24 protein-coding genes and 2 tRNA genes are annotated in these 22,668 nt (G+C 36.3%); 13 read left to right on the top strand and 13 right to left on the bottom strand.

All coding sequences use genetic code 11. The features are described 5' to 3' along the window. The first annotated feature begins 41 nt into the window (after positions 1–41). From GFO_RS12785 to GFO_RS12805, 7 genes are all read left to right on the top strand, one after another. A complete protein-coding gene (locus GFO_RS12785; RefSeq protein ID WP_011710573.1) occupies positions 42–695 on the top strand; it encodes a flavin reductase family protein in 654 nt (217 codons plus the stop codon). Next, the gene (locus tag GFO_RS17585; protein WP_083830815.1) at positions 692–835 is read left to right on the top strand and encodes a DUF2256 domain-containing protein; all 144 of its coding nucleotides are present in this window, start codon (positions 692–694) and stop codon (positions 833–835) included. The genes GFO_RS12785 and GFO_RS17585 overlap by 4 nt, the downstream gene beginning before the upstream one ends. Next, positions 802–2,106 (top strand): DASH family cryptochrome, encoded by a 1,305-nt coding sequence (locus GFO_RS12790; RefSeq protein ID WP_041250131.1) that lies wholly within the window; start codon positions 802–804, stop codon positions 2,104–2,106. The genes GFO_RS17585 and GFO_RS12790 overlap by 34 nt, the downstream gene beginning before the upstream one ends. After that, on the top strand, positions 2,091–3,638 hold the full coding sequence (locus tag GFO_RS12795; protein WP_011710575.1) for a cryptochrome/photolyase family protein: 1,548 nt from the start codon (positions 2,091–2,093) through the stop codon (positions 3,636–3,638). Before GFO_RS12790 ends, GFO_RS12795 begins: the two co-directional genes overlap by 16 nt. Positions 3,639–3,773: 135 nt before the next feature. Beyond that, positions 3,774–3,929, top strand: a complete 156-nt coding sequence (locus GFO_RS17690) for a lmo0937 family membrane protein (protein ID WP_011710576.1) — start codon at positions 3,774–3,776, stop codon at positions 3,927–3,929. Positions 3,930–4,003: 74 nt separating this feature from the next. After that, entirely contained in the window at positions 4,004–4,762 is a 759-nt protein-coding gene (locus GFO_RS12800) for an SDR family oxidoreductase (protein ID WP_011710577.1), read from the top strand. Positions 4,763–4,799: 37 nt separating this feature from the next. Further along, on the top strand, positions 4,800–5,471 hold the full coding sequence (locus GFO_RS12805) for a hypothetical protein (protein ID WP_011710578.1): 672 nt from the start codon (positions 4,800–4,802) through the stop codon (positions 5,469–5,471). A 52-nt stretch (positions 5,472–5,523) separates the two neighbouring features. Here GFO_RS12805 and kynU read toward each other — a convergent pair whose 3' ends face one another. After that, positions 5,524–6,801: a kynureninase gene (gene kynU, locus GFO_RS12810; protein WP_011710579.1), complete on the bottom strand. Its 1,278-nt coding sequence runs from the start codon at positions 6,799–6,801 to the stop codon at positions 5,524–5,526. Between the two features lie 92 nt (positions 6,802–6,893). Between kynU and GFO_RS12815 the strand changes: the two genes are divergently transcribed. Beyond that, the gene (locus tag GFO_RS12815; protein WP_011710580.1) at positions 6,894–7,535 is read left to right on the top strand and encodes an O-methyltransferase; all 642 of its coding nucleotides are present in this window, start codon (positions 6,894–6,896) and stop codon (positions 7,533–7,535) included. On the opposite strand, the gene GFO_RS12820 is transcribed toward GFO_RS12815, so the two are convergent. From GFO_RS12820 to GFO_RS12850, 7 genes are all read right to left on the bottom strand, one after another. Then, entirely contained in the window at positions 7,532–8,089 is a 558-nt protein-coding gene (locus GFO_RS12820) for a phosphatase PAP2 family protein (protein WP_011710581.1), read from the bottom strand. The genes GFO_RS12815 and GFO_RS12820 overlap by 4 nt on opposite strands. A 12-nt stretch (positions 8,090–8,101) precedes the next feature. Then, positions 8,102–8,383 (bottom strand): Sec-independent protein translocase subunit TatA/TatB, encoded by a 282-nt coding sequence (locus GFO_RS12825; protein ID WP_011710582.1) that lies wholly within the window; start codon positions 8,381–8,383, stop codon positions 8,102–8,104. Positions 8,384–8,465: 82 nt separating this feature from the next. Next, positions 8,466–10,769, bottom strand: coding sequence for a M1 family metallopeptidase (locus GFO_RS12830; protein ID WP_011710583.1), 2,304 nt, complete (start codon positions 10,767–10,769; stop codon positions 8,466–8,468). Positions 10,770–10,832: 63 nt separating this feature from the next. Further along, positions 10,833–11,333, bottom strand: a complete 501-nt coding sequence (locus tag GFO_RS12835) for a DUF6702 family protein (RefSeq protein WP_011710584.1) — start codon at positions 11,331–11,333, stop codon at positions 10,833–10,835. 106 nt (positions 11,334–11,439) lie between these two features. Then, a complete protein-coding gene (locus GFO_RS17365) occupies positions 11,440–12,261 on the bottom strand; it encodes a carboxypeptidase-like regulatory domain-containing protein (RefSeq protein ID WP_011710585.1) in 822 nt (273 codons plus the stop codon). Positions 12,262–12,435: 174 nt separating this feature from the next. After that, positions 12,436–13,209, bottom strand: coding sequence for a peptidase associated/transthyretin-like domain-containing protein (locus tag GFO_RS12845; protein ID WP_011710586.1), 774 nt, complete (start codon positions 13,207–13,209; stop codon positions 12,436–12,438). Continuing rightward, positions 13,190–13,978: a peptidase associated/transthyretin-like domain-containing protein gene (locus GFO_RS12850; RefSeq protein ID WP_011710587.1), complete on the bottom strand. Its 789-nt coding sequence runs from the start codon at positions 13,976–13,978 to the stop codon at positions 13,190–13,192. Before GFO_RS12850 ends, GFO_RS12845 begins: the two co-directional genes overlap by 20 nt. A 152-nt stretch (positions 13,979–14,130) precedes the next feature. Between GFO_RS12850 and pepE the strand changes: the two genes are divergently transcribed. Further along, on the top strand, positions 14,131–14,838 hold the full coding sequence (gene pepE, locus GFO_RS12855) for a dipeptidase PepE (protein ID WP_011710588.1): 708 nt from the start codon (positions 14,131–14,133) through the stop codon (positions 14,836–14,838). Position 14,839: 1 nt separating this feature from the next. Further along, positions 14,840–15,754 (top strand): glutaminase, encoded by a 915-nt coding sequence (locus tag GFO_RS12860; RefSeq protein ID WP_011710589.1) that lies wholly within the window; start codon positions 14,840–14,842, stop codon positions 15,752–15,754. A 153-nt stretch (positions 15,755–15,907) separates the two neighbouring features. Here the strand turns inward: GFO_RS12860 and rpsT are convergent, their stop codons facing one another. The 4 genes from rpsT to proS form a co-directional block, all read right to left on the bottom strand. Next, positions 15,908–16,156, bottom strand: coding sequence for a 30S ribosomal protein S20 (rpsT, locus tag GFO_RS12865; RefSeq protein ID WP_011710590.1), 249 nt, complete (start codon positions 16,154–16,156; stop codon positions 15,908–15,910). 31 nt (positions 16,157–16,187) lie between these two features. Beyond that, a tRNA-Glu gene (locus GFO_RS12870) sits at positions 16,188–16,259 on the bottom strand. A 71-nt stretch (positions 16,260–16,330) separates the two neighbouring features. Next, positions 16,331–16,402: transfer RNA gene (locus GFO_RS12875), tRNA-Glu, on the bottom strand. A gap of 77 nt (positions 16,403–16,479) precedes the next feature. Beyond that, a complete protein-coding gene (proS, locus tag GFO_RS12880) occupies positions 16,480–17,958 on the bottom strand; it encodes a proline--tRNA ligase (protein WP_011710591.1) in 1,479 nt (492 codons plus the stop codon). A 106-nt stretch (positions 17,959–18,064) separates the two neighbouring features. On the opposite strand from proS, the gene GFO_RS12885 reads away from it, so the two are divergent. From GFO_RS12885 to GFO_RS12900, 3 genes are all read left to right on the top strand, one after another. Further along, the gene (locus GFO_RS12885; RefSeq protein WP_011710592.1) at positions 18,065–18,463 is read left to right on the top strand and encodes a hypothetical protein; all 399 of its coding nucleotides are present in this window, start codon (positions 18,065–18,067) and stop codon (positions 18,461–18,463) included. Further along, the gene (locus GFO_RS17695; RefSeq protein ID WP_148264624.1) at positions 18,366–19,172 is read left to right on the top strand and encodes a hypothetical protein; all 807 of its coding nucleotides are present in this window, start codon (positions 18,366–18,368) and stop codon (positions 19,170–19,172) included. Before GFO_RS12885 ends, GFO_RS17695 begins: the two co-directional genes overlap by 98 nt. Before the next feature lie 71 nt (positions 19,173–19,243). After that, the gene (locus GFO_RS12900) at positions 19,244–20,749 is read left to right on the top strand and encodes an OmpP1/FadL family transporter (RefSeq protein ID WP_011710595.1); all 1,506 of its coding nucleotides are present in this window, start codon (positions 19,244–19,246) and stop codon (positions 20,747–20,749) included. 47 nt (positions 20,750–20,796) lie between these two features. On the opposite strand, the gene GFO_RS12905 is transcribed toward GFO_RS12900, so the two are convergent. Next, positions 20,797–22,638 carry a T9SS type B sorting domain-containing protein gene (locus GFO_RS12905; protein WP_148264625.1) on the bottom strand — a complete coding sequence of 614 codons (1,842 nt, stop codon included), beginning with the start codon at positions 22,636–22,638 and terminating at the stop codon, positions 20,797–20,799. Between the last annotated feature and the right edge of the window lie 30 nt (positions 22,639–22,668).

Consider the following 22,668-nt stretch of genomic DNA (forward strand, 5'->3'; position numbering starts at 1 on the left):
CAATCTATAAATTGAGGTCAGTGTAAAACTGACCTTTTTTTATGAAACATATTAATTCCAGTGATATCGAAAAAATGGAAAAAATTTTCCGTTTGAATTTAATAAATAGTTGTACAGGCTATAAATCTGCCAACCTCATAGCCACAAAATCTAAAAATGGGAATTCAAATGTGGCTGTCTTTAGCTCCATAACTCATATGGGAAGTAATCCTGCTATGCTTGGATTTGTTACCAGGCCTTTGAGTGTTTCCAGGAATACCTATAAAAATATCAAAGAGACCTCATATTTTACTGTAAATCACATACATCAAAAAATGATTGAACAGGCGCATCAAACTGCCGCAAAATATGACGAAGAGATTTCTGAATTTCATAAAACAGGCTTAAATGAAAAGTATCTGGATGATTTTCATGCTCCTTATGTAGAACAGTCAGAAATCAAGTTGGGCTGTAAATATTTAAATGAATATCCAATTAAAGAGAACGACACTCTTTTGGTTGTAGCAGCCATAGAACATATTTATTTTGACGAGGGAATACAAATGCCCGATGGCTGGTTGCGACTTGAAGATGCCGAAACTGTCGCTGTTAACGGTTTAGATGGATATGCCCTACCTAGTCTATTAGACCGTTTTCATTACGCGCGTCCCAACCAGGAAGTTAAATCTTTCTTTAGCAAGAAAACAGATTCATGAGAAAAGAAAATCTCCCTGAAAAAATTTGCCCTGTTTGCGGTAGAGCTTTTAAGTGGAGAAAAAAGTGGGAAAAAGATTGGGAAAACGTTAAATATTGCAGCGAAAGATGCCGAAAAAACAAACAACGAACACTGGTTTAGTATGGTTTAGAAATGACCTGAGAATCTCAGATCATGAAGCTTTGACGACCGCTTGCAATAGCCATGAAAAGATTATTGGGATTTACTGCTTTGACCCGAGACATTATTTAAAAGATCAGTTTGGGTTTATTAAAACAGGTAAATTTCGCTCAAAATTTTTAATTGAAACTATCGAGGAGCTGCAAAAGAACCTGGAAACCCTGAATATTGAGCTGCTCGTTTTTCAGGAAAAACCGGAAGATATAATTCCTGAAATAATATCAGAATATAGTGTAAAGTCAGTTTATTTTCAGAAAGAATGGACACAGGAAGAACATGATGTTGAAAAGGAAGTTAGAAGATTGGTAAATGATATTGAATTTAATTCCTATTATCAGCAATTTCTTTTTCATCCTGAAGATATTCCGTTCTCCTCCTTTAATGATATTCCAAAAGTATATACCGAATTTAGAAAATCCTGCGAGAAATATTCTAAGGTTAGAGAACTTGTAAACCTGCCCTCTCCTCTTCCAGCGAGAAATTTACCGGAAAAAGCAAAAATTCCGTCGTTCAAAGACCTGGGCCATGATGATTATGAAAAAGATAAAAGATCTGCATTTCCATTTAAAGGTGGGGAAGATCAGGCGAAAAAGCGAATTCAGGAATATTTCTGGGAATCGAAAAATTTAACCCGGTATAAAGAAACAAGAAATGAAATGATAGGAGCAAATTATAGCTCAAAATTGTCTGCATGGCTTGCTAACGGTAGCATCTCTGCCAGACAGGTTTATCATGAAGTAAAAAAATTCGAAAAAGAAATTACCAGCAATCTAAGTACTTACTGGCTAATATTTGAACTGATCTGGAGGGATTTTTTTAAATACATTTCTCTAAAACATGCTAATAAGATCTTTAAACTGGGAGGTATTCAGAATAGATCATTAGAGTGGAATTATGACAAACAAAGTCTTAAAGACTGGATCCACGGAAATACCAAATATGATTTCGTGAATGCAAATATGCGAGAAATCTCAAATACCGGCTTTATGAGCAATCGTGGACGCCAAAATGTTAATAGTTTCTGGGCAAAAGAATTAAAGCAGGACTGGCGTATTGGCGCGGCATATTTTGAGAGCCTCCTAATAGATTACGATGTGCACAGTAACTGGGGCAACTGGATGTATAATAGCGGAGTAGGTAATGATCCCAGGGACAGAAAATTCAACATAAAAAATCAGGCTGAAAGGTATGATCCAAATAACGAATATCAGGACTTATGGCTAAAAGACTGAAGACCTTGCGCCTTATTCTCGGTGACCAGTTAAATCATCAGCATAGTTGGTTTAACGATGAACAAGATGATATTACGTATGTATTGATGGAAATGCGGCAGGAAACCGATTATGTAGTTCATCATATTCAAAAAGTCGTGGCATTCTTCAGTGCTATGCGAAATTTCGGAAATTATCTTCGGAACAAAGATTTTCAGGTTATTTATCTTTCCATTAATGATCCTGAAAATCTTCAAAATCTTGATAAAAATCTAAATAAAATAATTTCAGAAAAGAACATTGAAAAATTCGAGTATCAGTTTCCTGATGAATATAGACTTGATGAGCAACTGAAGAAATTCAGCAAACACCTACATATTAAAAGTGAAGCTTTTGATTCAGAACATTTTTTTACCAAAAGAGATGATCTGGAGAAATTTTATGAAGGAAAAAAGCAGTTAACAATGGAGTACTTCTACAGGTACATGAGAGAAAAAAATAATATCCTCATGGCCACAGAAAAAGATCCTGAAGGTGGAAAATGGAATTTTGATAAGTCTAATCGTAAAAAATGGACAGGGGATCCTGAAATTCCCCATGAACGTGGATTCAGAAAAGATGTATCTAAGATTCTCAAAGAAATAGAACAAGCCGAAATTAAAACCATGGGCAGCTTAGATGAAAAAAAATTCAACTGGCCCACTTCCAGGGAAGATTCGCTTTCGGTTTTAAACTACTTCTGTAAAAATCTATTAATCCATTTCGGAGATTTTCAGGATGCACTTCACACCGAACAGGAATACCTGTTTCATTCCCGATTGTCATTTAGTATGAACTCAAAAATGCTTAGTCCCAGGGAAGTTGTAGATTCTGTTATAGACTTCTATTATGAGCACAGAGACACCATCGATATTTCTCAGGTTGAAGGATTTGTTCGCCAGATTCTTGGTTGGAGAGAATATATGCGCGGAATTTACTGGAAAGAAATGCCAGGTTATCGCAGGGCAAATAAACTAGACAATCAAAATAAACTGCCAGAATTTTACTGGAATGCTGAAACGAAGATGAATTGTTTACATCATTCTATAAAAAACAGTTTAGAAAATGCTTATGCCCATCATATTCAACGTTTAATGATAACAGGGAATTATGCACTGCTTACCCAAACCCATCCAGATGAAGTAGATCATTGGTATCTGGGAATTTATATTGATGCCATAGAGTGGGTAGAAATAACCAATACCCGCGGAATGAGCCAATTTGCAGATGGCGGAATAGTAGCAACCAAACCTTATGTATCCAGTGGAAGTTATATTAATAAAATGAGTAACTACTGTAAGAATTGCCACTATAAAGTAAGCAAAAAGACCGAGGAGGATGCCTGCCCCTTTAACAGTCTTTATTGGAATTTTTTAGACTCAAAACGTGAATACCTTAAGGGAAACCAGCGGATGAAAATGATGTTTAGCCTACTGGACAAAAAGGATCCTGGTGAACTTGAGAAAATCAGAAAGCGAGCAAAAAAGATAATTAGCAATCCCTCGATCTTTTAATATCTAACGTTAAATCAAGGTTAAAGGAACAGCAACAGCTAATTCTATTATCTAAATTAGTATAAGAATTCAACTAACTAATAATTAATATTAACCAACGGCAAGCTTTTTGGCCTGTCAAAAATTCAACCTGACATGAGAGATTTAATTTGGCTTATTATCGTTTTACTGGTAATTGGATGGCTAGTAGGGTATTTTGCATTTCCAGATCTTGGAAGCATTATCCACATTTTAATAGTACTTGCTGTTATACTTATCCTTTATAAATTACTTACAGGAAGGCGACTCTAATAAATTAAAAGTTTTATACAACCCTTTGAGCGATCAAAGGGTTTTTTATTTTAAATACCTATTTGCTAAAATCTATGTGGAAATTAAATGATAAAAAAGCACTAATTACCGGCGGTTCCAAAGGAATAGGAAAAGCCACAGTGATAGAATTCTTGAAATTAGGCGCAGAAGTTCTCTTTACTGCCAGAAATGAGAAAGATATTAAGCTGCTGGAAACTGAACTTAAAGAAGAAGGCCATCAGGTAACAGGTTTAGTAGCCGATTCAGCAAAGCCAGAAGACATAAAGAAAATAAAAAACTGGATCGCAGAGCGTTGGAATAGTTTAGATATATTGGTGAATAATGCCGGTATTAATATTAGAAAACAAGCTATCGACTATTCTGAAGAAGAATTTCGTAAGGTTCTCGAAATAAATTTGGTAGCTCCATTTGAAATTAGCAGAGCTTTGTATCCATTCTTAAAAAAATCTGGAAAAGCGTCTATCATAAATATTGCGTCTTCAGCAGCTATACAAGATGTTGGTACGGGCACGCCTTACGCCATGTCAAAATCTGGACTTCTACAACAGTCCCGAAGCCTTGCTGTAGAATGGGCTGAAGACCAAATTAGAGTAAATTCGGTTTCTCCATGGTTTACTAAAACTCCGCTTACTGAAGGATACCTCCATAATGAGAAGAAAATGGACTCAATATTAAGTAGAACTCCTTTGAAAAGAGTAGCAGAAGCCGAAGAAATATCTTCTATTATTTCTTTTCTGGCTATGGATAAGTCATCCTTTGTAACCGGGCAGAATATTGTTGCCGATGGTGGAATGAGTATTACCGCATTGTAAATCTTAATATTTAGTACCTTTATAAAAAACTAACTCAATGAAAAAATTAGTATTAGTAGCGATCATGGGAGTACTTATGATCTCTTGTAACGAGAAGAAAAAAGAACAGGAAAAAATCGCTAAGGATCCAAATCTTGAAGTCCATGAAAAAATTGCCATGGCAAATGGATTTGAAGAATTTGACAGTATTAACAAGGTCAAATTCACCTTCAATGTAAAAATGAATGACACCGTGCGCTCTGAAAGAAAATGGGCCTGGAATCTTAAAAGCGGTAAAATTAGTCTTACAGAAAAGGACTCAACCATGAGCTACACTAGAAAAGATAGTCTAGCGAAAGAAAAAGAGTATATAGATCAGCGTTTTGTAAATGATTCTTACTGGCTTCTTTTTCCTTATCAGCTAAAATGGTCTGATGCAAAATTTAGTGATGCTAAAACAGCGAAGGCTCCGATTAGTGAAGATGAAATGCAGATGCTTACCGTAAGTTTCCCTTCAGAAGGAGGTTATACTCCCGGAGATAGTTATGATATTTACTTTGATGAAGATTATATGATCCAGGAATGGGTTTACAAAGCTTCAGGTGGAGGCAGAGAAATGGCGACGACCTGGGAAGATTACCAGGATTTTAATGGAGTTAAGATCTCTAAAATGCACAAGTCTAAAGATGGCAATTTTGAGCTGTTTTTTACAGACGTTTCTGTTGAATAACACGATTAATATAAAGTAAAAAAGGAGGCGATTGCCTCCTTTTTTATGTCTATTACTTACTTAAAATCCCTTTTTTAAGGATCTGTCCAAATTCATACATATCTTCAAAAGAACAGTAAAAAGGTGCAGGAGCTAACCTTATCACATTTGGCTCGCGCCAATCTGTGATTACCCCCTGATCCATTAAATATCTGAAAAGCTCCTTTCCTTCTCCATGCAAAAATACTGAAAGCTGCGTACCGCGCTCATTTTGATCTGCAGGAGTGATGATTTCAAAAGAGCTATCTACTTCCTCATCAATTTCATGTAATACAAATTCCAGATAAGCTACGATCTTATTTCTTTTCTCTATTAATGCTGGCATTCCCACCTCATCAAACATCTCTAATGATGCTAAATATGGTGCCAATGCCAGAATAGGAGCATTGCTTATTTGCCAGGCATCTGCTGTTGGTTCCGGTTGAAATTCCGGTTCCATTAAAAATCTTCTTTCTTTATTATGACCCCACCAACCTTCAAACCTTGGTATATCCTTCTTATTATGATATTTCTTATTTATAAAACAACCGGATGCATTTCCAGGGCCCGAATTCATGTACTTGTAGCTACACCAGGCAGCGAAATCTACATTCCACTCACTTAACTTTAATTCAATATTTCCTGCTCCGTGTGCAAGATCCCAACCTACAAAAGCTCCTATATCGTGTCCAGCTTTTGTAATCGTTTCCATATCAAAAACCTGTCCCGTATAATAATTTACACCTCCTATTAAGACCAGGGCACACTCCTCTCCTACTTCCTCTATCTTTTTGAGTATATCTTCAGTTCTAAAGTTGTTCTCCCCCTCTCGCTTCATAATTTCAACAATAGCATCTGAAGGTTCGTAACCATGAAAACGTACCTGACTGGAAATCATATATTGATCACTTGGGAAAGCTTTTTCCTCACAAATAATTTTATAACGTTTACCTGAAGGTCTATAGAAAGAAACCATCAATAAATGAAGATTAACGGTAAGTGTGTTCATTACGGTAACTTCAGAAGGATTCGCACCTACTACCCTGGCTAATTTTTCTGAAAATCTTTCATGATAGTCCCACCAGGATTTTTCAGCATAAAAATGTCCCTCTACGGCAAGTTCAGCCCAATCTTTCATCACCTCATCTACGTATTTTCGGGCTGTTTTAGGTTGAAGTCCCAGTGAATTCCCAACAAAGTAAATTACATCTTTGCCATTTACTTTCGGAAAGATAAACTCATCCCTATATTTTGAGATCTTATCTTCATTGTCGAGCTTTTTGGCAAATTCCCTGGTATTTTCAAACTGCATATTTATCTTTTTTTGTAAAAATACAATTTCGTTTTAAATGTCCCGGGGCTGCTACTCCGTATAAAATCTTTAATTTTATCAAAAATTTCAGAATGCATTTTTTACCGGAAGATATAGACGATTATATTGTTGCTCATTCTCAAAAAGAACCAGATCTCTTAGCAAAACTGAACCGGGAAACCAATCAAAAAGTAATGCAACCCAGGATGCTGAGTGGGCATTATCAAGGTCGGGTCTTAAGTTTACTATCTAAAATGAAAATGCCAAAGAATATTCTGGAAATTGGTACTTATACGGGCTATTCGGCCTTATGTCTTGCTGAAGGTTTAACAAAAGATGGTTCTTTGCATACTATAGACGTGAATGAAGAACTCTATGATCTTCAGAAGAAATACTTTGATGCGTCTGATTATAAGAACCAAATCAAACAATACCTTGGGGATGCAACGAAGATAATCCCTGAAATTAACGCCAAATTTGATCTAGTTTTTATTGATGCTGATAAACCCAATTATCCTAACTATTTTAAACTGATCATAGAAAAAATGAATCCCGGTGGAATCATATTATCCGATAATGTTCTATGGTCTGGAAAAGTTGTAAAAAATATACAGAAAGACGATGAATCTACCCAGGCCTTATTGGTGTATAACAAATTACTGGCGGAAGATGAACGAGTAGAAACGGTTATACTACCTATTAGAGATGGACTAACGTTGACCAGAGTTCTTTAATAAAGTCTTCTTCCTGATCTTTGGTAAAGTCTGAAGAAAATAAATGCTATTATAATTCCCACAATCATACCTACAAGGATATCTCCAGGGTAATGTACTCCTACATAGATACGGCTCATCACAAATATTATTGGCCATATATAAGCCAGATATATCCAGCGAGTGCTTTGAGAAATTACAAGTACAATAAAAGTGGTGGCGGCAAATGAAGTAGATGAGTGACCGGAGAAAAAACTATAATTTGTTGGTTCCTGAAGAACACGTATCATCTCAATGAGTTCTGGAGTGTTATTTGGGCGAAGCCTTAGGGCAATTCCCTTTACCAGGTTTGTAAAACCCCAGGTTGTAAATACGGTGGCAAGCAAAAAAAGTGACGAAAATACAGCCTTCTTCCAATGAAATGCCAAAAAGAAAAATAAGAAAAACAACAGATAAAGAGGGATCCAATGTCTTGGATTGGTCACGAAGATCCAAAATCCGTCATATCTTTCAATACCAAGACTGTTGAGATATACAAAGAGCTCCCTGTCCCATTCCTGAATTTGCTCCCACATTCAAACTAAAATTTAGGGCTTGCGTCTTACTGAACCGGTAATTTCATCGATATCTTCCTTAACCTTGTCTATTTCACCTCGTACATCCTTTGTGAAATCAGTATTTATGCCTTGTTTATCGGCACTTTTCTGAATTTCACTTTTAATATCATTGGAGGCATTTTTAATAGATTTCATGCCTTTTCCTAATCCTCTGGCGATATCCGGAATTTTATCAGCTCCAAATACCATTACCAGGATAAACATGATAAAGGCAATTTCAGCTCCACTAATAAATAAAGGTAACGTATGCATAGTGCGACAAATATATATACAAATCTAAGCATAAAAAAAGCCGACTCGTTAAAGTCGGCTTAAATATTCTAACTAATAAGTACTAGTCCTGAGTAGAATCTTTGAATTCATCAAATTCATTCTTGTTCTCATTCTTTGGCCAGCTATTATTATTTACATCAACATCTGCTGTTTCCAGATCTGGATCTATAGTAATACTTGTAATTTCTTTATTTGAAGGAATCACTTTACTTACCAGCTTATCATTTTTTCTCCAAATTTGAACTGGATAAGTGATCTTTTCTGAAGTACCATCAGCATAAGCAACCTCAACGATTAATGGCATTACCAATCCGCCTGGCTTTTCAAATACCACCTGGTAGAAATATTTTGGTGCCTTTAAGTTCTTTCTTTCTTCTTCAGTAAAATTATCCATTACATAAGCCTGAAGTGTCTCAGAACTCTCTAATAAAGACTTATTCTTCATGTCTTCATTAAATTCTTCATCCTCTTCGGTGACTACATAAAGAGCCTTGGTTTCTTCAGGAGTAGTTCCATATCTCTCCAGCATTTCCTTCCCGGCCTTTGTTGGAGTATCTGTAACATAGTACTTATTTACTTCTTTAATTCCAATGTCTACATTATCTGTAGTATAGAACCAACCTCTCCAGAACCAGTCAAGATCTATACTTGAAGCATCTTCCATCGTACGGAAAAAGTCTTCAGGAGTAGGATGCTTAAACATCCATCTGTGAGAGTAGGTAGCGAAGGCATAATCAAAAAGCTCACGTCCCATTACAGTCTCACGAAGTATATTCAACGCAGTAGCAGGTTTTCCGTAGGCGTTATTTCCTAATTGGTGCACCTGTTCCGGGTTAGACATAATTGGAGAAATATAATCCTGGTTTCCTTTCATGTAAGGAACAATCTTACTTGCCTCTCCTCTTCTTGAAGGATATTTAGTCAATGGAGTAATAGCTTCAGGATATTCTTCTGCAAATTCCTGTTCTGCCATATACTGCACAAAGGTATTAATACCTTCATCCATCCATCCCCATTGGCGTTCATCAGAATTGACGATCATCGGGAAAAAGTTATGACCAACTTCGTGAATAATCACACTTATCATCCCAAATTTAGTTCTATCACTATAGTTTCCTTCTTCATCAGGACGACCATAATTCCAGCAGATCATAGGATATTCCATACCCTGGTTTTTAGCATGTACCGAAACTGCTTTATGATAAGGATACTGGAACGTATGTGCTGAATAACTCTTTAATGTACTGGCAACAGATCTTGTTGACCACTGCTCCCATAATGGATTTCCTTCTTTTGGATAAACAGAAACCGCCATCACATCTTTACCCATTACATCTACAGCCATCATATCTAATATGAATTTTCTTGAAGTAGAGAATGCAAAGTCACGAACCATATCAGCTTTGTAAGTCCATGTTTTGGTTTTGCTGGAAAAATCTTTTTCCGCTTTTTCTGCTTCTTCCTGGGTCACGATCATAACCGGCTTATCATAGCTCTTTTTTGCCTGATCGTAACGCTTCATCATATCTTTAGAGTAAACATCTTTTCTATTCTGAAGTTCCCCTGTAGCCTCCATCACGTGATCTGCAGGTACAGTAATATTCACTTCATAATCTCCAAATGGAAGAGCGAATTCGCCATTACCCCAAAATTGATAATTCTGCCAACCTTCTACATCATTATAAACCGCCATTCTTGGAAAGAATTGAGCGATTACATATGCTTTATTCCCATCTTCAGGAAAAAATTCATATCCTGAACGTGCACGATTAGTTACGTGATTGTTCACCTGGTAAGACCATTTAATATCAAAAGAATAGCTCTCTCCTGCTTTTAAAGGCTGAGGCATATCTATACGCATCATGGTTTGGTGAATTGTATATTTTATAGAAGAACCATTTTTAGAAACCTCTTTAATATTGAAACCACCATCAAAGGCTTCCTGCATATAATTGGTTGCAAACCTGCTGGCAGTATTCACAGGACTCATCCCATCACCATCTTTTTGAAGCGCAGGAGCATCCTTTTTTCGAATATTTTGATCTAACTGAACCCATAGATATTCTAGGTCCTGTGGAGAATTGTTATGGTAGGTAATATTCTCTTCTCCTGTAATTATTGAATTTTCATCGTCCAGAACAATGTCCATTTTATAATCGGCTTCATTCTGGTAGTACTCTGGTCCCGGAGCACCAGATGCAGTACGATATTGATTAGGAGTGGCAAGTTCCTGGTACATCTGCCTGAATTTGTTCTGATTTGTGTGTCCCTCCTGTCGTGGTTCCTTTTGTTCAGTGTCCTGTGCGGATACACCTGCGAAAACAAATATTAAAAACACGGAGCATAACATGTTTAATCTCTTCATTTACTTTGTTTTAATTTAAGGTTGCTAAAAATAAGTATTTTTAATTCCATAGGGAAAAGCTTTCTAAAAAATAACGGTGTTACTAGCCTTTGCTTTAGTAAGCAACATACTTTCTATCGTTTCCCCCTTTTTTACATGGGTAATATTTTTTTGAGCATCAAAAAGATCGGTTAGAATAAGATTCTCCACTTTCACTTTTCTGAAGCTTTCCATATTTTTTGACTCTATAAAAAGTACAATTTGATCGGCATCAAATTTACTTCCAAGAAGTTTTAGGTTTAGAAGCTTTTCATCTACAGTGACTTTCAGTTTCTTTTTTAGATACTTTTCCATAATATCCTGGTTTTCTTCGAGATCTTCTTTGTAAGATAAACTAATATCCTTTTGATATCTCTTACTAAGAACATCTTCAAAATCGTCAATAAAAACTCTGGAAATTATTTGAAGACTTTTTTTGTCTTTATTGTACTCTATCTCGGTAACACTCAGGTAAGTCTCATGTGTATTTGAAACAAAAGAAGATAAAAATATAAGCGCAAAGAAAAGAACAAACGTCTTTTTCATATTGTTTTTTTAGTATTTCATTAACAAATACCAAACCAAAAAATAATTTAGGTACTGATAATCCTTAGACTTAAGAAAGTCTCAAAGGTTTAACTTGATTTTGAAGTTATCCTGGAATTTGTCTTATAGCATTTAAAGCAGATCCCCGCCTTTCTCTAAAATCTTCAATTTTAGTTTGAAAATACTCAATTAGAACAAAAGCATTGTTATTAATAACTAGGCGTTTAAATCTGGAATCTTCAGTACAAAAATAAACAAAGTTGCATATCTCATTCTCTTCCAAATCCAGGTCTTCCCTAAAGAATTCGTGTCCTACTATTTGAATACTCTTATTTGCCAGTTCTTTCGGAGAATACTGTTTAGGCTTTTCTGAATTTTCAGAAAGTTTGTCTATCACAGCGCCCGCGACCTTATTTATATTAATACCCCCAACAGGATTCGGCTTCCCATAAGGATTTAGTTTTTTATCTTTTTCAATAAACATATTGAGTTCATTCTGCAACCTGTTTTTGGTCTCGACACTTGTTACAGAAATCTTATTAAGGTCACTTGCTAAATAACCCGTAAGTTTAATATCATCTATCACAACCTCTGCAAGCTCATTCATTCTATTCTGAAGATCGATAATAAAAGCTTTTGACTCGATCATTTCTTTTGTTACAACAATAGTCTTATTCTCAAATTGAACCGACGATACATAAAGGCTATCCTTCTCATTTGCCTGAATTTGAAAATTTCCATATTCATCAGTAACCGCACCCTTTTCCAGAGTAAGGTTGATTATATGTATTTTTTCAATATCAGAGCTATTTGCTTTAACTTTTCCCCTAAGATTCGAGGATTCCTGAGCGTAGAAACTAAAGCTACACAGAAACATGAAGCTCATGATACTGACTATTATTAATTTATTACCAATGTGTAATTTCAAATTTTTTAATTTTAATGATCCTATTTGTTTAATATTGATTTTTATATATACCCGTTTTCTGTCCTAAAAGCTCTTTCGTCACCCTGTCCCGATAGTTATCGGGACAGGGTGACGCCATTTTTAAGTTTAGGATGCTTTACCGGCAAACAATTTGATTTCACAAAAAAAGCGATTTTAATCCAGTTCTCGCAATTCTTTAAAAGAATCTACTTTAGTATTAAAAAACTCAATCATTTTCAATAAACTTTCGGCATCTACAAGTTCTTTGTATTTGGGATCATCTGCGCAATAGAATAGAAAATTGATAATTTCCTGTTCGTTTATATCCAACTGTGAAACAAAGAAACTTTTTCCTACAAGATTCAGGCCTTTATTAACCAAAATCGAAATTTGATTATTTTTCTCTGCTTTTTCCAAACGCTCAGCAGTTCCATTCAATCTGTTTATAACCGAAACTAACGGACCTCCACTGGTGGCAGATTGTATTGCCAGCTCCAAACTAGTTCTTCTTGGTTTAGGAAAAGGCATCCCAAGTTTTTCATAGATTGATTTTGGCATTCTTGTCACATCTTCTGAAAGCACTCCGGAAAGCCTAATATCATCTAATTGAACCTCATCCAGTTCATTAAATTTATCTATCAGTCTCACTTTTATGGGAGTTTCAAAATTAGCATCCCTAACAATGAACTGCTTATTTTCAAATTGAATGGAAGAAAAGAAAATAGTATCTCCCGTTCTGGCTGGAATTAAAAATTTACCATTTACATCTGTAGTGGTGCCTGTTTCAGCATTCAGATTAATAACATGAACCCCGGAAGAATTTTGAATACTATCCACTATAATTTGTCCTTTTAACACCTGTCTTTCCTGTGCTTCAGAATGTTGAAAAAACAGAAGCAAAATGAAGAGAAAGAAGGGAACGTACAAATTAGTTTTCGGCGGCGTCATTAAGTTGTCTTAGATTGATGAAGTCTTTTGTTTTACTTTTATAATATTCGATTAGTTTTAGCCTGTCCTTAGATTCAAGGATCGCCTCAAAATCAGGCTCTCTGGCCACATAATACACAAAATTTTCAATTTCAGTTTCAGGTATTTTCAGTTCGATTACAAAAAGATTCTTACCCAAAACATCGATACCATGTTGCACTCTTAGCTGAAGTTTATCCTGTTTGTCCAGTTTCTTCAAATATTTAGTCCTGCCATTAATATCATTCATTATCACATCTAAAGAAACACCTCCTAATAAAACCCCAATATATTGCCACCTGCTTGTAATATTTTCGTTTGCGGTGTAAAGTCGCCTTTGGGTCTGACTCAATTGTTTTTTGGGATAAGGAATGCCATACTTTTCACGATCAAAATATTTGATTTTGGAAAGATCTGAATCAAGATAACCACTCAGTTTCAGATCACTAATCTGAACTTCGTCCAGTTCGTTTCTTGCTGGAAATAATTTCACTACAATTCTACCCGAATCAACATCTGTTTGAGATATTACTATTTCCCTATTTTCAAATTGAACTGAAGAAAATAAAAGACGGTCCCCGGTTTCCGCATAAATTTTGAACGTACCGGAATTATCACTAGTAGTTCCTTTTTCTAAATTTAGATTAACAACATGAATATTGGCTGGAGAAATAGTATCAACAATAATTTGTCCCTCCAGAAGTGCAACTTCCTGGGAGAACAATTCAAAATCTGCAAATAATAGCAGCATAAAAAAAGGTAGATACCTAAATTTAATTTTCCGGATCAAGACGAATTGGTTAGTATTCGTAATATTTTAATAACGCAGCAATTTCAGTTTTCGCCTTTATTAAGCGGTAAACTTTTGTTAATGCTCGCATTTCTATAAATTTACCCTAAAAAATGATGAACGCCATACTTGCAAGCACCTCGACATTACATAATCAGGATTATCTTGAATACTTAATTCCTCACCTGCCAGGATTATATAAAAATGCAAAGGAGGTTCTTTTTATTCCTTACGCAAGACCCGAAGGAATTTCTCATGAAGAATACACAGAGAAGGCTGCGGAAGCTTTTTCAGAAGCCGGTATTAAAATTAAGGGTATTCATGAATTTGAAAATCCGGTAACAGCAATAAAAGAAGCTGATGGTATTTTTACCGGAGGCGGCAATACCTTTTTACTCGTTTCAAAATTGTACAGAAATAAGGTAATGAATGTGATTAAAGAAGTTGTAAAAAACGGGACTCCTTATATGGGCACCAGCGCAGGAACAAATATTGGAGGTTTAAGTATGCAAACAACCAATGATATGCCTATTGTTTATCCTCCTTCCTTTCAGACGCTAAGCTTAGTTCCGTTTAATATTAATCCGCATTATCTGGATCCCAATCCAAATTCAGAACACAAAGGTGAAACCAGGGAAACAAGAATAAAAGAATTTCACGGGCTAAATTCCCAGCCCGTTGTAGGTCTGCGAGAAGGGAGTTGGCTGGAGTTGAGGGATAATAAAGTTACGTTAAAAGGAGAGCTGCAAGCAAGAGTTTTCGAAAAGGATAAATTACCTTTCGAAGTAGAGACAGGAACAGATTTAACCGATTTGAATTAATATGGATTACCAACAAATTCTAGACACTATTAATGATGAAATGAGCTACCGGGATGTTACTGGAAAGGTAGCTTCCTATATCCCGGAACTAGCTAAAGTTGACCGGAGAAAATTTGGAATGCATGTTTATTGTGGTGATCAACAACATTTTTCATTTGGAGATAGTGAGGAGAATTTTTCCATACAGAGTATTTCAAAAGTATTTACGCTGGCAATGGCGATGCGACTTATGGGTGAAGACCTCTGGGATCGACTGGACGTGGAACCTTCTGGCGATCCTTTTAATAGTTTAACCCAGCTAGAGTATGAAAGTGGAATTCCGCGAAATCCATTCATCAATGCTGGTGCACTGGTAATTTCAGATATTCTGGTAGATCAACTAGAAGATCCTAAAAAAGAATTACTGGAGTTTGTAAGAAAGATCACCGGAGATGACAATATTCATTATAATGAGACGGTAGCTGCTTCTGAAAAATCTACCGGATATAGAAATATCGCTCTTGTAAATTATATCAAAGCTTTGGGAAATATAAAATGTGATGTTGAACCTATTGTAGACTTCTACTTTTACCAGTGTTCCCTGGCGATGTCTTGTAGCCAGCTTTCAAAGGCTTTTATGATTTTTGCCAATAAAGGAAGAATTCTTGAAACAGATGAAAAGATATTAAAACCTAAAACTGTAAAAAGGATAAATGCTTTAATGCAAACCTGCGGCTTTTACGATGAAGCCGGAGAATTTAGTTTTCAGGTTGGTATGCCCGGGAAGAGTGGTGTTGGTGGTGGAATTGTAGCAATACACCCAGATAATTATTCAGTAGCTGTATGGAGTCCTATTCTCAATGAAAATGGGAATTCAGAATTAGGTATGAAAGCATTGGAAAGATTTACAACTCTAACTGGAGTTTCGGTGTTTTAAATAGAGTTACTTCTCGTATGAAAGATTGAAGATAAAACGAAAAAAGTAAATTCTATCCGCGACGCTTACGGAAGCCTTTTAAACTAATACAAACAAAAAAATGCCTTCCGAAAAATCGAAAAGCATCCTTTTATAAATTGAACACTGCTAAAATTAAAGTGCTGCGACGTGCTTAGTCAATTGTGACTTTAGGTTAGCAGCTTTATTATCGTGAATAATATTTTTCTTAGCCAATTTGTCTACCATAGAAATTACAGAAGGCAACATTCCTTCAGCCTCTTTCTTATCGGCATCACGCAATTTTTTAATCGCGTTTCTTGTAGTTTTATGCTGGTAGCGATTTCTTAGACGTTTAGTCTCATTGCTACGAATCCTCTTCAACGCTGACTTATGATTTGCCATTACAATTGTTATTTAAATGTATTTTTAAAAGTAGTCCGTAGGGGAATCGAACCCCTGTTACCAGGATGAAAACCTGGCGTCCTAACCCCTAGACGAACGGACCGTTATTTATTTCAAAATGCAACGCTAAAATGTTGCTTTAAACAAACACTAAAACCTCAGTGTTTTTATTCGTAGTCCGTAGGGGAATCGAACCCCTGTTACCAGGATGAAAACCTGGCGTCCTAACCCCTAGACGAACGGACCATTTTGTTTCAAATGCGGATGCAAAAATACAACTTTTTTGGAATGCCGCAAATGTTCTACAAAAATTTTTCAATTTTTTAATAGGCCTTCGCAAATAAGACTCTTCCTTCTGATGGATTACCTGTCAATACACACTCTCCAGCCCCTTCTTTTCGATCAAAAGGAACACATCTAATCGTTGCTTTGGTTAGATCTTTAATTTTATTCTCTGTCTCAGGTGTTCCATCCCAGTGAGCAGAAATAAATCCTCCTTTTTCTTTCAGTACTTTTTTAAAATCATCAAAAGAATCTACTTCAGTAATATGCTCATTTCTATACTGTTTAGCTTTATCAAATAAGCTATCCTGAATTTCAGTCATAAGAGCCTTTATTTTTTCAACAACTTCACTCCTATTTACAAATTCTTTAGTTAATGTATCTCTTCTTGCAAGCTCAACCGTTCCTTTCTCCAAATCTTTAGGTCCTATCGCCAATCTTAAAGGAACACCCTGTAGTTCATATTGAGCGAATTTCCAGCCAGGCTTCTGATTATCATTATTATCAAACTTAACCGAAACGCCAACTGCCCTGAGCTCTTTAACCAACTCATTTGCAACCTCTGATATTTGATCTAATTGCTCCTCACTTCTATATATTGGCACAATAACCACCTGTATAGGTGCAAGGTTTGGAGGCAACACAAGTCCGTTATCATCACTATGTGTCATAATCAAGGCTCCCATGAGTCTTGTAGAAACTCCCCAGGAAGTAGCCCAAACATGCTCCAATCCACCTTCTTTCGTGGCAAATTTCACATCAAATGCTTCAGCAAAATTCTGTCCCAGAAAATGTGAAGTTCCTGCCTGTAAGGCTTTCCCATCCTGCATTAAAGCTTCAATACAATAGGTTTCTAAAGCTCCGGCAAATCGTTCACTTTCGGTTTTACTTCCTTTTACAACGGGCATCGCCATAAAATTTTCAGCAAATTCCGCATAAATATTATTCATCAATTCGGTTTCCTCAAGTGCTTCATCTTTCGTTGCATGGGCTGTATGCCCTTCCTGCCACAAAAATTCAGCTGTTCTCAGGAACAACCTGGTTCTCATTTCCCAGCGTACCACATTAGCCCACTGATTCACTTTAATTGGAAGATCTCTATAAGATTGAATCCAGTTTTTATAAGTATTCCAGATAATGGCTTCAGAAGTTGGTCTTACCACTAACTCTTCTTCCAACTTTGCATCGGGATCCACCATAAGCTTGCCCGGCTTATCAGGATCATTCTTTAATCTATAATGAGTTACCACGGCGCATTCCTTGGCAAAACCTTCGGCATTTTTCTCTTCTGCTTCAAATAAATGTTTCGGAACAAATAGTGGGAAATAAGCATTTTGATGCCCTGTTTCCTTAAACATACGATCCAATTCTGCTTGCATCTTCTCCCATATCGCGTATCCATAAGGTTTAATAACCATACATCCACGCACCGCTGAGTTTTCGGCCAAATCGGCTTTTACCACCAATTCGTTATACCATTTTGAATAGTCTTCACTTCTCTTCGTTAGATTCTTTCCCATCTCTTGTTATTTGGCATAAAACTTGTACCTTTTTCCAGTATATAATACTAACCGTTCGGGCAAAACTAACCATTTTTAGTATGCCCAACAATAAAAAGAATTACCAATGGAACTTTACTACACTTTAAGAAATAGACTAAGTCTTCTGCTCGCGCCGATGGCTCTTTTCGCACTGGTATCCTGCGGTTCTTATCAATATTCTGGATATGAGGCCGACGGCATTTATGGAGAATCAAGACCGGGAATATGGGAACAGCAAAATCAGAATCAAGAAACTGCTGAGGTTAAACCTAATGGTAACAATTCGTACTATAAAGATCTTTTTGCTCAACAATCTGAAATGGTTGGCGAAGTTTTAGAAAGTGATGTTTTTACCGATGTAGATAGCTATACTTCTAACGACGGATATGAAAACTATTCTGAAGTTGGGGGGGGATATAGCGTATGTTGGAGGAAATGCGCCTTGGGGCGAAGATCCCGATACTTACACTGTAAATATTTATAACAATGGATTGTATGGTAATGGATTTTATGGCGGTTTCAATTCTCCATGGAGATATGGATACGGTTATGGAAGAGGCTTTGGATTTCCTTACGGTGGTTGGTATGATCCTTACTGGGGTGGCGGATATGGTCCTTACGCCTATGGCGGTTCAGGATGGAATATAGGTTTTGGATTCGGCTTTGGTTTTGGATATGGCTTTGGCCGCGGTTATGGAGGATATTATAATCCCTACTACCCTCACCATTATAATAATTACAATTATTACAACCAACCTTATAACCATAACGTTGCTTATAATAATAGTAGAAGAAATTCTACAGCTAGCTACAGAGAAGGACAAAGCAGAAGAAGTTCTTATTCTGAACGGATTAGAGATATAAGAAGCTCTAGATCTTCAGATTATGGTACTTCAAGAGTTAGAAATAGTACCGGTAATACTGATGCAAGGGTTTATACCAGGACTAGCAGAAGATCTGAACCTTCCAGAAGTTACGACAACAGTAGAAGCAGGAGTACCTCTCCTAGTTACGAAAGATCTTCCAGAAGCAGCAGCAATAGAACATATCGCTCTTCTCCATCCCGAAGAAGTTCATCAAGCTCCACTAGATCTACCACTACAAGAAGCTCTAGCAGTTCCAGCAGAAGTTCTGGAACTACCAGAAGCTCAGGTGGAAGATCCTCCAGAGGCGGCCGTGGTGGAGGTCAATAATAAATGGATAAAATAATAACCAACCTTACAGATTGATATCTGTAAGGTTTTTTTATAAAAATTATATCATCATGAAAAGAATTGTATCATTTTTAGTATTTATTGCTATTATTTCATCGGTTCAAGGCCAAACAATGCAGGACGCTTATCGCTATTCAACTTCAGAACTTTCAGGTACTGCAAGATTTATTGGAATGAGCGGTGCTTTTGGAGCCCTTGGAGGAGATATTTCTGCAATGACTTCGAATCCAGCCTCTTCTGCTGTTTTTCTCTCAAGTAGCGCTACAGCAAGCTTATCTTACAGAGGCCTGGACAATAGTATTCTTTACAATGGAGGACGCAGTAATAGTTCAGAAAGCAATATTGACCTGGATAATATTGGTGGCGTTTTTGTTTTTACGACCAATAAGGATAGTGACTGGAAAAAAATATCTCTTGGTCTTAATTATTCTACGGAAAGAAATTTTGATGAGAATTATACGGTTAGAGGAACCTCAAGCAATTCTATAGATCAATATTTTCTAAATTATGCCGATGGTGTCCCTTTAGAATTACTTCAGCTACAGGATTCTGAAAATATTTCTGATCTTTATTCATTTCTCGGTGAAAATTATGGTTTTGGAACTCAACAAGCCTTTTTAGGATATCAGGGATTTGTTATTGAAGCCGAAGCAGACAGCCCTGAAAATACCGAATACTTTTCTTTGATTGATGATGGAAGTTTTGACCAGAGATATGCATATGCCGCAACCGGGCTGAATGGAAAACTCACTTTTAATATAGGAACGCAATATAAAGATTTTCTATATCTGGGATTAAACCTAAACTCCCATTTTATCAATTATGAAAATTCTACAGAATTAAGTGAATTCAACAATAATCCAGAAAGTCTTACTACAGAAGTTTATTTTGGAAATTCCTTACTTACAAATGGAGATGGTTTTTCATTTCAACTAGGTGGAATCGCAAAATTAAACGAAAACATTAGATTAGGCCTCTCCTATGATTCACCTACCTGGTTCTCTATAAGGGAAGAAACTACACAATACCTGGAATCTAACAGTCCAGCAGACGAATTTGTGAGTGTAATTCCAAACATTATAAATGTATACCCTGAATATCGGCTTGAGATCCCGTCCAAGATTTCAGCTAGCGCAGCATATTTATTTGGGAAGCAAGGATTAATCAGCTTTGACTACGGTAGAAAGGATTATTCAAATATTAAATTCAAACCCGAAAATGAAATAGATTTTCAAAATCTTAATGCAAATATTTCTGATAATATGAAGGCTGCTTCCACTTACAGAGTCGGCGGTGAATACCGAATAGCCGATTTTAGTTTGAGAGCAGGATATAGGTTTGAAGAAAGTCCTTTCAAAGATGAAAATCGCGTGGGTGATCTTACAGGATACAGCGGGGGAGTTGGATATTCATTTGGAAGTATCAATTTAGACCTTGCTTATAGCAATGCAAGTTACGAGGAAGGAAATCCAATTTATAATGTTGGCCTAACCGATCCAGTAAATATTGATAGAGATCTATCTAAAGTGGTGCTATCACTAACTTTTGGATTATAGAATATAGATTCCGCAACGATATAAGCGCCTTTATTGGCGCTTATTTTTTATCTCATCAGCGTAAAATTAGACATATACTCCCTGTGATCACCGGTCTTTTCATCTATAAACTCCACCTTGAACCAATAATCGTCAGAAGGTAAAGGCTTCCCATTATAAGTGCCATCCCAGCCTTTACCCTGATTAGGATTTAATTCTCTGATTAATTTGCCATACCTATCAAAAATATATAGCTTTTTAATAGTTATAAAGCTATCTGTTATAAGATTCCAGGTATCATTGTAACCATCTGAATTTGGACTAAAAAAACGCGGATATCCCACCAGGAAAAAACTTTCACTTGTTGTTTCCCCGCATCCATTAATTTCACGAACAGTAATTATATGACTACCCGGAGGAACTTTAGTGAAAATATTGCTTTCCTGCCAGTTGCCATTACCCAACCTGTATTCAAATTCTGCGAAATCTTCACCAATTATATTTTCAGGACTGGCAGTTACTGTATAGCCATCGCCAAAATCTGAACCGGATATTACTATTGAAAGAATTTCTGGACGGGAAACTGAAACAGCATTAGTACTAAATTCTAATTCGCATCCAGATTCTGGATGGGAGATTCTAACCGCTATTTCAGATTGTGCAGGTAGTTCATTAAGGCTTATAATTGGTTCAGTACTAATTAATTCATCTCCATCAAACCATTCGTAAAAATATCCATCACCAAGATCTTCTCCCGCACTCACAGAACCTAAAACATTATTATTAAAATCTACGCAGAAAATAAGTTCTTCAGGGAGGTTATATTCAGGAAAATTAAAAGTAGTTAATTCGAAAGATCTTGATTCAGAAAAGCACCCACTGGTTTTATCTCGTACCTGAGCGTAGATCGTTTTCCCTTCTTCGAAAGTATAAGATTGTGGAGATATAATAGGCTCTGAGTTTTGAATATCCTCACTAGATTCATAATAAAAAACCTGATAATTAGAAGAATTCCCATTAGGCGCTATAAAATCTAAGGATGCACCTTTTAGATCAATGGTTTCCATACCATCCTTACAAATAGAAAGCTTATCCAATTCACCAATTAAAGGTGAGTCATAAAAAGTGACCGTGACTTCATCTTCTTCTGTCTTATTCTCAATCTCATCTATAATAACTAATTTGTAGTCTCCAGATTCTGTTACCGTATAAGTGGGACCGGTTTCATTGGGAATAGCTTCATACTGGGCAGTATCTTCATTATAAACAAACCATTCATAAGTAACCGCTTCATCTGTCGAACCATCTAGTATATATTGATCATCATCACAAACTGAAATACTCCCTCCAAGATCAAGATCTAATATTGAACAATCGGTAGATCCCTGTCCGCTATTGGTTTGCTCAAGGCTAATAAAGCCCGGAACCTGTTCAAAATTTGTTATTACTACTACATAAATATCATTTGCCTGCGCATCGGGAATCGACATAAACTCTACAGCATCTGGAAGATAACTGCAATCCACAATTTTATTTGCACTAAGCGATGTACTAGAGCAATAATCATCCCCGCGCTCAAAAGGCCCCCAGACAACGAAGTCCACATCTAAGGCGGCACCAGATCCATTAATATTCTGATATTGAGAAATACGAAACCTAAGATCTCCCTCATTCTCTATCTGTAAAAAAAACCAGGCTGGATAAGGCTGATCATCTAAACATCCATAGTTAGGTCCCAGCTCTCCGCTAATTTGAGTACTATTCTGAAAATTAGCATTTGGAAATGTTAATCGCTCTTCACCAGCGCAAAAAGGCTCAATATCGGCACATCTTGTCCCCTGAGCGTTTATCGAATTCATCGAAAATAGCCCCAAAATAAAAATCAATAATATTCTTAATATTATTTTCATTCCCAACAAAAAGTTAGCCAATGCAAAATA

It is taken from the genome of Christiangramia forsetii KT0803 (genome assembly GCF_000060345.1).
GTDB lineage: Bacteria > Bacteroidota > Bacteroidia > Flavobacteriales > Flavobacteriaceae > Christiangramia > Christiangramia forsetii.